This is a genomic window from Aequorivita todarodis (assembly GCF_028561335.1).
GTDB lineage: Bacteria > Bacteroidota > Bacteroidia > Flavobacteriales > Flavobacteriaceae > Aequorivita > Aequorivita todarodis.
The window spans coordinates 207,891-222,286 of record NZ_JAQQTG010000002.1 but is presented as its reverse complement, the minus strand read 5'-3'; the positions used below and the strand labels follow the sequence as shown (position 1 = coordinate 222,286).

13 protein-coding genes are annotated in these 14,396 nt (G+C 41.5%); 6 read left to right on the top strand and 7 right to left on the bottom strand.

Annotated features, from left to right (window positions below; genetic code table 11):
- Nucleotides 1–223: 223 nt before the first annotated feature.
- Together POV26_RS01350 and POV26_RS01345 are read left to right on the top strand one after the other, a co-directional pair.
- Nucleotides 224–652, top strand: a complete 429-nt coding sequence (locus tag POV26_RS01350) for a hypothetical protein (protein WP_272854693.1) — start codon at nt 224–226, stop codon at nt 650–652.
- A gap of 93 nt (nt 653–745) precedes the next feature.
- Nucleotides 746–1,093 (top strand): hypothetical protein, encoded by a 348-nt coding sequence (locus POV26_RS01345; protein WP_272854692.1) that lies wholly within the window; start codon nt 746–748, stop codon nt 1,091–1,093.
- 105 nt (nt 1,094–1,198) lie between these two features.
- Here the strand turns inward: POV26_RS01345 and hemL are convergent, their stop codons facing one another.
- From hemL to POV26_RS01330, 3 genes are all read right to left on the bottom strand, one after another.
- Complete coding sequence (gene hemL, locus POV26_RS01340) at nt 1,199–2,488, bottom strand: glutamate-1-semialdehyde 2,1-aminomutase (RefSeq protein WP_272854691.1); 1,290 nt, start codon at nt 2,486–2,488, stop codon at nt 1,199–1,201.
- 73 nt (nt 2,489–2,561) lie between these two features.
- Nucleotides 2,562–3,398 carry a glucosaminidase domain-containing protein gene (locus POV26_RS01335; protein WP_272854699.1) on the bottom strand — a complete coding sequence of 279 codons (837 nt, stop codon included), beginning with the start codon at nt 3,396–3,398 and terminating at the stop codon, nt 2,562–2,564.
- 1 nt (nt 3,399) lies between these two features.
- Nucleotides 3,400–4,323, bottom strand: coding sequence for a 1-aminocyclopropane-1-carboxylate deaminase/D-cysteine desulfhydrase (locus tag POV26_RS01330; RefSeq protein WP_272854690.1), 924 nt, complete (start codon nt 4,321–4,323; stop codon nt 3,400–3,402).
- A gap of 219 nt (nt 4,324–4,542) precedes the next feature.
- Between POV26_RS01330 and POV26_RS01325 the strand changes: the two genes are divergently transcribed.
- From POV26_RS01325 to POV26_RS15320, 4 genes are read left to right on the top strand one after another with little or no spacing between them, the layout of a single operon-like run.
- Entirely contained in the window at nt 4,543–5,346 is an 804-nt protein-coding gene (locus POV26_RS01325) for a hypothetical protein (RefSeq protein WP_272854689.1), read from the top strand.
- 12 nt (nt 5,347–5,358) lie between these two features.
- The gene (locus POV26_RS01320; RefSeq protein WP_272854688.1) at nt 5,359–6,198 is read left to right on the top strand and encodes a hypothetical protein; all 840 of its coding nucleotides are present in this window, start codon (nt 5,359–5,361) and stop codon (nt 6,196–6,198) included.
- A gap of 19 nt (nt 6,199–6,217) precedes the next feature.
- Nucleotides 6,218–7,039, top strand: coding sequence for a hypothetical protein (locus POV26_RS01315; protein WP_272854687.1), 822 nt, complete (start codon nt 6,218–6,220; stop codon nt 7,037–7,039).
- 36 nt (nt 7,040–7,075) lie between these two features.
- Nucleotides 7,076–10,159: a choice-of-anchor B family protein gene (locus tag POV26_RS15320; RefSeq protein ID WP_336375895.1), complete on the top strand. Its 3,084-nt coding sequence runs from the start codon at nt 7,076–7,078 to the stop codon at nt 10,157–10,159.
- Between the two features lie 80 nt (nt 10,160–10,239).
- On the opposite strand, the gene POV26_RS01300 is transcribed toward POV26_RS15320, so the two are convergent.
- The 4 genes from POV26_RS01300 to POV26_RS01285 all read right to left on the bottom strand — a co-directional run bounded on the left by POV26_RS01300 (nt 10,240) and on the right by POV26_RS01285 (nt 14,396).
- Nucleotides 10,240–10,926: a TapB family protein gene (locus POV26_RS01300; protein WP_272854686.1), complete on the bottom strand. Its 687-nt coding sequence runs from the start codon at nt 10,924–10,926 to the stop codon at nt 10,240–10,242.
- Between the two features lie 62 nt (nt 10,927–10,988).
- Nucleotides 10,989–11,309 (bottom strand): hypothetical protein, encoded by a 321-nt coding sequence (locus POV26_RS01295; protein WP_272854685.1) that lies wholly within the window; start codon nt 11,307–11,309, stop codon nt 10,989–10,991.
- Between the two features lie 18 nt (nt 11,310–11,327).
- Nucleotides 11,328–11,480 (bottom strand): hypothetical protein, encoded by a 153-nt coding sequence (locus POV26_RS01290; RefSeq protein WP_272854684.1) that lies wholly within the window; start codon nt 11,478–11,480, stop codon nt 11,328–11,330.
- Between the two features lie 123 nt (nt 11,481–11,603).
- Nucleotides 11,604–14,396, bottom strand: coding sequence for an ATP-binding response regulator (locus POV26_RS01285; RefSeq protein WP_272854683.1), 2,793 nt, complete (start codon nt 14,394–14,396; stop codon nt 11,604–11,606).

Genomic DNA, 14,396 nt, shown 5'->3' with positions numbered 1-14,396 from the left:
TGTTGGTTGTAGGATTGAAAATTGGTATTCATATCTTTGATTGTCAGTACTTAAAGATAAAAAATAACCAATTTTTAAGCAAGCTTTTTAATAGAAAAAGCCGCCCCAGGTTTTGAGACGGCTTCTTTGTTTTTTAAAATAAATTTATTATTCCGTAAACAACAGGTTAAACCTATTCAAAATTCCAACGTCATAGTATTGTTAAACATTAAAAATAAAACCTATGAAAAAAGTACTGCTAATCTTTATGGCCCTGGCCACTTTTGCGGTAAATGCACAAAACAGGAATGCTGAAAGAAAAGAAAACCGCAAAGAGATGAAAGCAAAGCTCACCCCCGAGCAAAGAGCCGATCTAAAAACAAAAAAAATGACATTGGCTTTAGATCTCACCGCTTCACAACAACAAAAAGTGAAACAACTTATTTTAAAAGTGGAAAATGAAAAACCGGAACGCCCAGAAAATTGGAAAGAAATGACCGATACCCAAAAATACGAAGCCAAAAGCGCTATGCTGGATCGTCGCATCGCAATGAAGAAGGAGCTAAAGGAAATTCTTACTGAAGAACAAATGACAAAATGGGAGCTTCAACAAGACCATAGGCGGGATAAATCAAGGCCTAAAGCAACAATGGAAAGAAAGTCCCATCAATAAAATATTCTTAAAATTGATACTTTTGGTGCGGTTATTGTTTTAGTTAGATACAAAATAGTTACATTAGTAACCTAAAATTAAAAATTTAAAACAATGAAAAACATACTAACAGTATTTGCATTTGTGGCAACCGTGTTTATGGGCGTTCAAACAAGTTCTGCCCAAGAGCTGTCCCAAGATAAAAGCAGGCCAGAGGTAATTGCCAAAACCGAAACTGCAAATCTTACGGAAGCATTGGGCCTAAATGGAGACCAAAGCCGTGCCGTATTTAGGGCGCTTGTAGCAAAGGAAGTTGGCTATCAAAAAAATGTGGATGGCAAAGACGCTAAAAGTGCCACGGTAATTGCCGAAAAGAAAAAACTGGACGACCAGTTAAAGGAGTCAATGAAAAAAACCTTGACTGCAGACCAATACGCCAAATGGCTCAAAATGAATAATTAGTGATTAATTATATTTAAAGTCAAGGCCCTTTCTAAATTTAAAAAGGGCCTTTTTTTATAAGTTAAAAACAGCGCTGTATGCTCTGCGCTTCTGAGGTTTCCTTGTCTATTTCAAGATTTTCGCCACTTTTCCGCAAGCTCTAATGGTTGCATCCAAATCTTCATAACTCAGTGCATCACAGATAAACCAAGTTTCAAAAGCACTGGGCGCAATATAAATACCCTCATTCAGCAATCCGTGGAAGAATTTTTTAAAATTTTCGTTGTTCGCTTCCGCGGCAGAAGCAAAGTCGATTACGGGTTTTTCTGAGAAATGTACCGAAATCATGGAACCGATACGGTTAATCGTGAACTTGACGTTTTCCGATGAAAGTGCTTTATCCAAACCTTTATGAAGGTATTCGGTTTTTTTATTTATGGAGTTGAAAATTTCCTTATTTTCATCCAACTCCCTCAACATAGCCAAACCAGCAGCCATCGCCAGTGGATTTCCGCTTAAGGTTCCCGCTTGATAAACCGGGCCAATGGGAGCCAAATAATCCATAATTTCTGTTCGTGCTGCAAAGGCGCCCACGGGCAATCCGCCGCCGATCACTTTTCCGAAGGTTACAATATCGGCCCTCACGTCGAAAAGTTCCTGCGCCCCGCCAGCGGCAAGGCGGAAACCGGTCATTACTTCGTCAAAAATTAAAAGAATGTTATTGTCGTCGCAAAGTTTTCGCAAGCCTTCCAAAAACCCTTTGGCAGGAGGGATGCAGCCCATATTTCCTGCAACGGGCTCAAGGATGATGCATGCTATTTCGTTTTTGTTGGCGGCAATTACTTCTTCCACATTTTTTAAATCGTTGTAGGTTGCCAAGAGTGTATCTTTTGCAGTTCCTTCGGTAACGCCGGGACTGTTTGGGCTTCCGAAAGTAACGGCACCACTTCCCGCCTGAATTAAGAACGAGTCGCTATGTCCGTGGTAACACCCTGCGAATTTTATGATTTTATCTTTTCCTGTAAATCCACGTGCCAACCGCACGGCGCTCATACAAGCTTCGGTGCCGCTGTTTACAAAACGGATTTTGTCAATATTCGGGACCATGGATACTGCAAGCGCGGCGATTTCGGTTTCAATTTCCGTAGGCATCCCAAAGGAAGTTCCCTTTTGTGCTTTTTCCACAACGGCGTTTACCACGGGTTCGTGTGCATGGCCCAGAATCATCGGCCCCCACGAATTTATATAGTCAATCAGTTTGTTGCCATCAACATCATATAGGTAAGCTCCTTTTGCCTTTTCAACAAAAATGGGTGTGCCACCAACGGCTTTAAAAGCACGAACCGGTGAGTTAACGCCGCCGGGAATAACTTTTTGGGCTTCTGCGAAAAGGGAACTGCTTCTTTGATATTTCATATTAATTTTTAAGAAATTTGTATTAATAATTGAAGAAAAAATATTTAAAACCGCGACTGCGACTGAAAACTTTTTACTGATTTTTTACTGGGTGGAGATATAAAACCTGGCCTATGGATATATCGTTATTTCGAAGTCCGTTGTACTCTTTTAAGGTTTCCACCGTCAGGTTAAAACGCCTTGAAATGCTGTAAAGCGTGTCGCCGGGCTTTACTGAATAGGTGCCTATTTTAGAATCGTCGGGGTTTGTGGTGCTCACTTTTTTGCCCAAAACCTCCTCGTCAAATGCCTCTAGATTGTAGCGTTCAATAATACCAATAAGCTTGTCGGGATATTTGGGGTCCGTGGCATAGCCAGCTTTTCGCAAGCCCTTTGCCCAACCTTTGTAATCGTCTTTCCGAAGTTTGAAGAGATCTCGGTAGCGGCTGCGTTGTGTTAAAAACAAAGAATGGTCCCTGTAGGAGTATTTTGGGTCGTTATATTTTCTGAAACATTCGCCCCGTTCGTCGTCATCGTGATATACGGTATCGCCTTCCCAGCCCGTATGGCATTTAATTCCGAAATGGTTATTGGCCTTTAAAGTAAGTTCTCCCGCCCCAGCACCGCTTTCCAATATCCCTTGGGCAAGGGTGATGCTGGCGGGAATTCCGTACTGAAGCATTTCTTCTTTGGCAATATCGCTGAATTCGTTAATATAATTGGCTACGCGCTCACTGTATGGAATGTTTACGGGAACCACCACAACATCGGGCTCTTCTGCTTTCGTATCCTTTTCCTTAATAGGCTGTTTTACCCGAACCACGCGTTCGGTTCTGTGTTTCTTTTTGTGGGTAGTAGCTGTTTTTTTCGATTTGCAACTGCCAAAGCAAATAATACAAATAAGAAGAAGGGTAACGGTTCTGCCAATCATGTTATTCAATTATGGGTAGGTTTTTCTTTTTCAATTTCTGGTTCATTCCGGCAATGCCTTGCAGGCCTCCGGTATGGACCGCAAAAATACGGCTATTTTCTTTGAAATACCCCTTTTTTAGAAGATCCATAGTGCCAAACATCATTTTTCCGGTATAGACTGGATCTAGTGGAATGTTTGTCTTTTCCTTGAACTCATTAATGAAACGTACCAAATCGGTATCTATTTTGCCATAGCCGCCAAAACAGTAGGCGTCTGTAATATCAAAATTTGTTTTGGAGGTATATTTTTCAATTTCAGCCGTTTGAAAAGTTCCTTTTAAAGCCGAAAATCCCACAACTTGTTGGCTTTCATCTGAAGCTTTTACCAGTCCGGCCATAGTGCCGCCGGTGCCAACGGGAACACAGATATAATTAAAAGACAGATTTGTTTCGGTTAAAATTTCCTCACAGCCCTTTACGGCTAATGCATTGGTGCCGCCTTCGGGCAAAAGATAGTAATTGGCAAATTGTTCTTTCAAATTATTTATGAAATCGGTCTCGTCTTTACTTCTATATGCTTCGCGCGAAATAAAATGCAACTGCATACCGCAATTTTCGGCAAAAGAGAGGGTCGGATTTTCCGAGACTTTATTTTTAACCTCTTCGCCGCGAATAATTCCGACGGTTTTAAAATCTAATTCCTTGCCCGCAGCTGCCACTGCGGCAATATGGTTTGAAAAAGCCCCGCCAAATGTCAATAGGGTGTTGTGGCCCTGTTCGCGGGCCGCTTCGAGGTTGTATTTCAGTTTTCGGAATTTGTTGCCGGAAACAAAAGGATGCGATAGGTCTTCGCGCTTAAGAACCAGAGAATAGCCTGCAATTCCAAATTTTGAAAGGTCTATTTCAACAGAGGGTAAGGCGGCATGGGTTAAAAATGGGAACATTATTGCAAAGATAGATAATGCACGAAGTTATTAGGAAATATCTTTTGGTCCGTTCTTGCAAAAAAACCCTAAAGTTTTAACTTTCAAAGAGAATTTTGTAAGAAACAACTGATAATTAAGCCTTTATTTGTTAATTTTTTTAACTTTTTGTCAATAAAATTTGCACTTTATCGAAATTTTGTCATACTATTGCGTTAATATTTTCAACAACCCCAAATCATGAAAATAAAACTACCTACGCTGTGGCCAGCTTTTGTGGCCGCTCTTTTCTTGGCTTCTAGTGTTACCTACGCCCAAGTAGGGATCAATACTACTACTCCAGATGGAATACTTGATGTAAACGGAACCAATCAAGGAATTGTGCTTCCGCGCATAGCACTCACTTCCAAAATTGTACAGGCGCCCGTCCAAAACCCACAAGGTGGAGCCATTGTTCCTGGAACCGTGGTTTATAATACCGCAACTACTTCGGGAATCAATGCTGTTTTCCCTGGTATTTATGTATGGACCGGTACGGAATGGCAGAACAAATTCACAAAAAAGGAAACGAAAATTTTTAAACAGCCTCTTAATCCACCAGCAGGATTTCGGCCTAGTTCCGGTGCTGGAGTGGAATACATTCCGGGCATGAATCAAACATTTACCCCAAAATACAGCGGTCCCTATAAAATGGAGGTCAGCGTAAATTTTGGTGGTGGCTATTTGAGCGATGCTTCCCCACAAATGGATGTGGCCTCTCAAACGGGTAATTTTGCATTTACCATCAATGGCAATACCTATAACATTCCGGCAAAAACAAATTGTACGCTTTTTGGGACGCGCTATTATGCCATTTGGCAACAAACTTTCATCATAGAATACCTTAATCTGAGTGCAAATACGGCTTATCCTTTTAATTTAACTTTTGATATGGATCCGGCGACAGGGTTTGAAAACAGCGGAAATTCGGGTGATGGCCGAGGCTTTATTGGTATTCCCGATCACGTGCCTTGCTCTGTTGAATTTACTTATATAGGAAACTAAAAGAAGAAAAAGATGCAAAAAAACTACTTATTTTTTTATAAAACAGCCTTCTTGCTTTTACTGACCACAGGCTCTGCAATTTCCCAGGTCGGTATTGGAACAGCAGCCCCAAAAGGAGTGCTTGATATAGAAAGTACACAATATGGGGTGGTTTACCCAAGTGTGGCACTTATCGCTACCAATTCGGAAGCTCCCGTAATTAACCCAACTACCGATCCTTTGGAGGTAGGGACTACAGTCTATAACACCAATACAACCAGCAACGGCTCCTTTGATGTGGAACCGGGCATTTATTCTTGGGACGGTAGCATATGGGTGCGCCATTACTATAAAAGACAGGTGGAAGGTTTTAAACAGACCAGTGCGTTACGAATTAGGTCCGATGCTTCATTCGTGGAAGTACCTGGTTTTCCCAAAATTGCGCCAAAGACGTTCTTTGCAAAATACACAGGCCAGTATAAAATTGATTTGAAACTGAATTATGGAGGTGGATCAATGTATAATAATGGGGATATAAATGTAGGCTTATTTGAGGGTGATTTTAGATTCACTTTTAATGGAACCCCATATTTGGTACACGCAAAATCATATTCTACTTACAATAATTACATTGGGGGAGGCACACAGTTTAGAAATATTTCTGCCCAAGTTTATAAAACGATCTACGTAAATTTAGTTGCGGGCACCATTTATACATTTTCATTGGAATTTGATCAATATCCCGACCCGGATCCGGCATTACTTATTGGATATCTTAATAACGGGAATAACGGTGGCGGAAATGGGGACGGAAGAGGTTATGTAGGCCAAGACATTCCCTGTATCGTTGAATTTACCTATTTAAAAGAATAACAAAAAAAAACCCCAGAATATGGAACGTATATATAAAATAGGAATATACTTAGCTTTATTGTTCTCTTGGGCATTCATCAATGCGCAAGTGGGCGTGGGTACAGTTGCGCCAAAAGGGATGCTGGATTTGCAGAACAACAATGCTGCGGGTTTGGTTTTTCCGAAAGCGGCACTTACAGCTACAAGTTTTGCAGCCCCAGTAATCAATCCCAATGGTGGGCCGTTGGTGGCTGGAACTGCCATTTTTAATACAAACACAGCAAACGATGTATCGCCCGGAATCTACGTTTGGGACGGCACCCGATGGATTCCCCAATACATGCGGGAAGATTATGAAATTTATAAACAAACCCCTTTGCAACAAAGAGTAACCCTTGGAAGCAAAGCGTATAATGACCCTGCATCAAACTGGGTGTATATTAACAATTTTGCGCCGGGAGATAATTCCTTTACCCCGATTTATACCGGTATGTATAAAGTTAAAGTGAACCAACAACTGGGGGCGGGAAAGGTTAAGCCAGCTGTTTCGCCCAACAAAATCCAGATGGCCACACAGGAAGGTCTATTCCGGTTCAAATTTAACGGCACCAATTATTTAACGTACAGCCATTCCTATTCCATGCACAACGCCGCTATTAATGGCGGAACCTTTTTTGAGCAATTTCCGCACGATACCCAACTTACTTTATATCTTAATCTGACAGCGGGGGTCTCATATCCTTTTACGTTAGAATTTGACATGGTAGTTGGCGATGATTTTGACGACCCGGAAACAGGTCCCGGCCGTGGCTATATAGGCGTCGATAAACCTTGTACTGTAGAATTTACCTTTTTGGAATAAAATAACCAAACCCATTTAATCAATAAAATTTCAACTATGAAAAAAATATTATTCTTTGCTGTTTTAATGAACTTTGCGTTCATGGCAGCCCAAACTCCATGTTCGGGAGGTAGTGCGGGAAGTTATCCCTGCAATGGGCTTACGCTACAATCCTTCATTTCACTTTCGTCCATGGGCGCCACAAGCGGAAATGATTCCTGGGGTTGGACGGACCCACAAACAGGAAAGGAATACGCATTGATGGGAGTGAACAACGGTACCGTCTTTATTGATATCTCAAACCCAACCAATCCAAAGAATCTCGGAAAGTTAAGATCACACAATAGCTCCAGTAGTTTGTGGCGCGATATCAAAACCTATAACAACCATGCATTTATCGTAAGTGAAGCAAATGGTCATGGTATGCAGGTTTTTGATCTCACGAGGTTAAGAGGTTTAAGTGCCAATCCCAGTCGCACATTTAGTGAAGATGCGCATTACGGTGCCTTCGGAAAATCACACAATATTGTAATAAACGAAGAAACAGGGTATGCCTATGTTGTGGGTTCTGGCCTTTACAGTGGCGGCCCCCATTTCATTAATATCCAAAACCCTACAAATCCTACCAACGCCGGGGGATATTCTGGGGACGGCTATACCCATGATGCCCAAGTCATTGTTTACCACGGCCCTGACCCTGATTATCAAGGCCGGGAAATACTTATTGGAAGCAATGAATCTAAGGTGGTTATTATGGACATTACCAATAAAAATAATCCCATAAAAATTTCTTCCCTTTCATACAGCAATTATAACTATACACACCAAGGGTGGTTTACGGAAGATGAGCGTTATTTTATACTTGGAGATGAAGAAGATGAAGTTCACAATGGATTCAATACGCGAACGCTTGTTTTTGATTTTAACGACCTGGATGCCCCTACCTTGAAATTTACTTACTATGGCCCAACTGCGGCAATAGACCATAATGGCTATGTTCGTAAAAACCGATTCTACCTTGCTAATTATGAAGCTGGGGTGCGAATAATAAAAATTTCGGATATCGCCAGTGGTGTTATGACTGAAATAAATTCCTTCGATACTTATCCGGAGGCAAACAGCGCAAACTTCCACGGAGTCTGGAATATATACCCCTATTTTGAAAGTGGTAACCTATTGGTAAGCGACTACACGCGTGGATTTTTTCTTCTGAAAGATCCCAATTATGACAACACAGACCCCGTTGCAATATGCAAAAACATTACCGCTACCCTAACGAATTCGGGCTCGGTTACCATTACGGCCAATATGCTTGACAATGGTTCAACAGATAATAAGGGAATCGTAAAAAGGACCATCAGCAAGACTACTTTTACCTGTCACGAACTAGGCCCTAACCTTGTTGATTTTACCGTGGAAGACGACTATGGCAACAAATCTACTTGTACCGCAACAGTTACAGTAGTGGCCCCAACCACACGTTACATCAGCAATGCTTGGAACAACGGCGCTCCACATGCAGGCTCCAATGCACGTATCAGCCAAGATTATGATACTTCGGCAAAAGGAAGTATAGATGCCTGTACCTGTCAAGTGGATGCCAATAGAACCCTTACCGTAGCTGCGGAAGATTATCTGAAGGTTACCAAAGACATTACCGTTAACGGAAACCTGATAGTACAGCACAAAGGAAGCGTGGTCCAGGAAGCTGACAATGCCGTGGTAACCAACAACGGAACCATTAATGTTAACTATACCACGCCCTATATGGTGCCCAGGGTATTTGTGGTAATGGGAAGCCCCATGACGGCAGAGACCCGAAATGGTGCCTTTGGAAATTCGTATATGTTCCTGAACCACCTTACGGAAAACTTTGTTCCCAATCCCGATGTGGCCGCACAGTTTCCGCTTGCCGAAAACTTTGCCGATGACAACTATGATAACTGGGTTAATTACACCGGGGCCATAAACCCTGGCGAAGGATATATTGCCCGGCCACAATTAAATGGAAATGATGGCAATAAAACCTATGATATGACCTTTGAACAAGGAACGCTAAACACAGGTGATGTTGCTTTTACCGTAAAATACAACGGAAGCAGAAACAGTAGCCCCAATGTATTGGCCAATCCATATCCATCGGCCATCAGCGCTGTTGATTTTATTAATGCCAATGCTATGGTTAATGAAGTATATTTCTGGAATCCAAACACCCCGCCAAGTCCATTATTGCCAGGCGCATACACTATGAATTTCAGTATGGAAGATATTTCCATGTATAACCTAATGGGAGGTACGCCTGCTCCGTCAGACCCTACGCAGACTGATCCAAGCGGATATATTTCCACAGGGCAGGGATTTGGAATTAAAGCAACCGCAGCTGGGGTTGCCACGTTTTCAAACGCTATGCGAGTAACTGGACATAACAATACCGCTAACCGCCCATTGGTAGATGGCAATAATAGGATTTGGGTACAGGTTAAGAACGATCAGTATCAAATGCAGAACAATACACTTATTGGCTTTTCTACCTTGACCACTGCGGGAATGGATGAAGGCTATGACAGCCGAAGATTGGCAACGGTACTTTCGCTGTACACACATTTTGACGATGGCAGTAAGGAATTGGGCATCCAGAGCCGCGAGGTATTTGAGGATGGGGCAAAGGTACTTATGGGTTTCTCCAGTTTGTTGGACGAAAATCTTGAATACACCATTTCCATAAAAGATATTCAGGGGCCTTCTTTTGATAATGTAACCGTGTTCTTAATAGACAATGAGCGCAATATAACAACCAATCTATCACAGGAAAGCTACACCTTCAAAGCTGAAAAGGGAACGTATAACAGTCGTTTTACATTACAGTTTAGAAGCAATGAAGTTTTGGGAGATGCTACAAGTGCATTAGATAAGGTTTCTGTGTTTCCAAACCCAACGAGCAGTTTGCTGAACATTATATCGCCTGAAGCGAAAGTAAGCACTTTGGAAATTTTTGACGTAAGCGGAAGAAGTCTTAAGCGCGTAGATTTATCGAGCAATACCTATTATCAAATAGATTTGAGTTCCTTGCAAAGCGCAGTGTATTTTGTAAAAATCAGTACAGATATGGGCGCCATCACAAAACAGATTATCAAACAATAAATCCCCACAATCAATTATCCACTTAACCTAAAAAACCGCCAAAATGCTGGCGGTTTTTTTATGGCTTTTTTTCAGATAAATTATTCTTCAAATTTGGTAAGCAAGCTACTGCCGGTAACTTTACCGTTTTTGTCGTAATTTACAGATTTAACGGTGCCTATTTTTTCGGCGACCCACTGTTTTGAAGTGGAGCGTTGGCTCATGCCCATCTTCATATTTGTGGTATAGGTTATAACAAAACAGTTGAAACTGCCCGCTGGCGATGTAATGGTTTCCTTCCCAATTACTTTTCGGTCTGTAATTTCTACCGTCATGTTCATGTTTATACCGCTCATGTTTATCTTCATGTCCATCGTTGCGTCAGGCAGCTCCTGACCTACCGTAAGTTCGTTGGGCCATTCCATATTGGCGCCCGATATTTCGTAATCCATATTGCCAAATTGTTCAAAAATCTGCGGATTGATAAGGGATTTAAAATCTATGGAAACCACTTCTCCATTACAGCTTACGTCAAAAGAGGTGTCCGCGATTTGCTTTCCCTTTCCATCGCTCATCTTCGAGTTGATCGTTCCAATTTTATCACCCCCGGATTTTCTTACATTTACCACATTGTAATCTATTACGGCAGCCGGCTTTTCTTTGTTGTCGTACACCGTGATTTGAAATTTAGTTCCTTCGTTAAGCGGATAGAATTTGTTGCAATCGTTCTGTGAGACCGCAATGCAGCTAATAAAAAGTAAAGCGAAGGTATTGATCCATGTTTTCATAGGGAATTGATTTTTTTGATAAATAATTGTTTTAGAAATTAGTCTGAAGTCTATAGCGTTTTTCAGCCTTCATCGTCGGCTTTTTTGGTCGCATCACTATTTTGTGTACCCGAAGTATTTGAATTGTCTTCATCGGGATCGCCCCCTATTATATTTTTCCCGGAAGCTTTCTTTTTCTTTTTTTCTTTTTTATCCTTTTTCTTTTTGGGGGCATCCACGATGGTGTCCAGCACACGGTCCGTACTTTTTGTGGTTTCTCTCTCAACGCGCCTTTCCACGGTGCGCTCTACGGCATTTGCGGCTCTGTCGCCCAATTTGTCCAAAAATTGTGCGTTGCAAAAACCGGTGATGCCAATACAGATAATCGTTAAAATGGTTTTCATACTGTTCGATTTTAAAGGTTATTTTTTTTTAAAGGTTACTTCTTTTATCACTTTATTGTTGAGCATTATTTTTAAAGTATATATGCCATTTGCCAGATTATTGATGTTCAAATAAATCTGTTTTCCCGGTACAATCCCCAGGTTGCCTGAATATTGTTTTGTTTTTTTCATAATTGGGGAAAAGGTGAAGTAAAAATAAAGTGAAGAGATAAAAATGGCTGTGATTATTGTAACCAAAACTATAACAGATGTAACAAAGCTGATTTTGAGGCCCTTTTCAGTGGGTATGGATTTTTATTTTGAAAGGTATTCCGAAGGGGAACAGCCAAACTCCTGTTTGAAACATTTTGTAAAATAGGAGGGATCGTTAAAGCCAACGGTATAACCAATTTCGGAAATGGAAATTTTATTGGTTTTTAATAAAGTTGCAGCCAACTTTAAACGTTGCGAACGAAGGAATTCTGTTGAGGATTGGCCTGTGAGCGCTTTTAATTTTCTGTACAGTTGCATGCGGCTCACGCCCATTGCTGCGCTAAAAGCATCTGCAGAAAAATCGGCATTGGTCAAATGATCGTCAAGTACTTTTTGTAGCTTTTCCAAAAACTTTTCGTCTTCCGAAGAAACGGCAATATCCTTTGGTGTTAAAATAACTTCCTGCGCGAACCGCTGCTGCAGTTTTCTTCGGTTTTCAATGAGGTTGTCCACATTTGCCCGAAGCAACTGCGGATTGAAAGGTTTGGTTACATAGGCATCGGCCCCTATGCCCATAGCCTCCAGTTTTGCGGTCACCTGGTTTTTTGCGGTAAGGAGAATCACGGGAATATGCGAGGTAAGCTGATGTTCCTTTAAATGTCTGGTAAGCCCAAAACCATCTTCCTCGGGCATCATAACATCGCTTATTACAATATCGGGCACATATTCCAGTGCCATTTCAAATCCTTCTTTCCCATCTTTGGCACAGAGAACGTGATAGGTGTTTTCAAAAATGGAGCTTACGTAGGCGCGGATATCCTGGTTGTCATCGACCACCAAGAGTATGGGGGCATCTTCGGGCGCTACAATGGTTTTTTCAAGTCCAAATTGTTCTTGTATTGGGGCGGCATCTCCTGTTTTTGAAATTGCTGCACAAAAAATTTCACTGCTCTCAAAAGCATCTTTGTCAATGGGTATTTTCACCGTAAATTCAGTCAGTCCATCTTCTTCGCTGGTCATCGAAATACTTCCGTGGTGCAGCTCCGTAAGCTCTTTGGTTAGGGCAAGCCCTATGCCTGCGCCGGGACTTACGATATTCGATTTATAAAACCGCTCAAATATTTTTTCCCGCTCTTCGGGTTTTATATAGTTTCCGGAATTTTGGACCCTGATTTCATAGATGCCATCTTTCCTGAGGCCTTTCACGGTTATGGATTCTTGATCTGGAGTATATTTTATGGCGTTGCTGATGAGGTCGTAAACTATTTTTTCAATCACATCTCTATCAAACCAATCCACAATTTCATCTTTTTCAATCTGTAGGGTATAGGTTATGTTTTTTTCGGAACAACTAAAACCAAATGCCTCTGCTTGGGCCAATAAAAATTGTGGAAGGTTGGCTTGCTGTACTTGAAGTTTTAAATTTTTGCTTTCCAGTTTTGAGAGCGCCAATAATTGGTCTATCAAATCCTTTAATCTTTGCACGCTGCGCAAGGCCATGTTGAGATTTTTCCGATCGTTTTTTGACAGTTTTGTGGAAGCGAGCTGATCTTCTATGGGGCCATTGATAAGCGTAAGCGGCGTGCGGAACTCGTGCGAAATATTCGCGAAAAAAGTAGATTTTGCCTTATCGATTTCCTTAAGTTTTCCATTTGTTTTTTGACGGTTTCTAAATTGAAAAAAGAAAAACGCACTGGTAATGAGTAAAAGAAATAGCCCTCCCAAAAACAGCAGGCGTTCATTTTTCTTTTGTTGTTCGGCCAGTTGCTTTTGGGAGGCGAGCAGTGCAATTTGCCGTTCTTTTTTTTCACTTTGATATTTGGCTTCCAGATCGCGGGTGAATTCATTATTTGCCTTTTTTACCAAATCGCGCTTGGTTTCATATGCTTTTTGATAGAAAACATAGGCTTTTTCAAAGTTTTTTGTTTCGGCATAGCACAGCGCCATCCCCTCCATAAGATACATATAGCGGTCGCTCAATTTTAGATGGATGCTGTCGTAAATTGTTTTGGCCTTTTCAAACTGCACCAAGGCGTTTGCGCAATCATTTCTGCGTTTCCGGAAATAGGTGCCGTAAGCCGTGAGCATACTTGCCAATTGTTCGGGATTGTCTTTCCTGGAAAGATATTCAATGCCTTCTTCCAGCTTTTTTCCGGCACTGGTGTAATCGTCAACTGCGTAGTAATAATTCATATAAACCAGGTACACACGCGCCATTCGTTCAACATTGTCTTCTTTTTTATAGTAATTAAACGCCAGATCCGCATATTCTTTGGCTTTGGGATAGTTTTCTATCAGTCCGTTCATATCGGCCAAACGCAGATAGAGGTCGTTTATGAGTTCTTCGGAATTTAGTTTCTTGGCCAGTTCAAGTGCCTGCATCTGTAGGTCGTGGCCCTGCTCAACCCCTTCGTGGGTAAACGTGATGCGTGAAATTTCAGACCGCGCCATCAAGGCTTTTACGATGGTTTCATTTAAAAAACCGTGTTTGTTGGCCAAGGAATCCACTTTAAAAAAATAGGGTTGAGCTTGGCCCATTTCCTTATTTTCATATAGTGTTCGCCCCTTCATATAATAAACTTCGGCCAAAAGTTTTGGGTTTTGGGCTTTCAGCGCGGCTTGCTTTGCAAGGTCAAAATATTGGGCCTGTTCTGTGTAGTGTATGTGGCTGGTGGTATAAAGCAATTCCATAGCGGCTTGCGCTACCAATGAATCGTTTTTAAGGTTTTCGAAAATGGCCAAGCTCTCTTTGGCTGAAGTATATGCGCTGTCCCAAACCTTTTCTTGGTTGAGGTTCTCGGCTTTTTCCAGCAACTTTAATCCATGGGCAAAATCCTGGGATTTTGCGGAAACCCCAAAGCATAACAATAGGAGGAAGAATATTGCTCTTTTCAC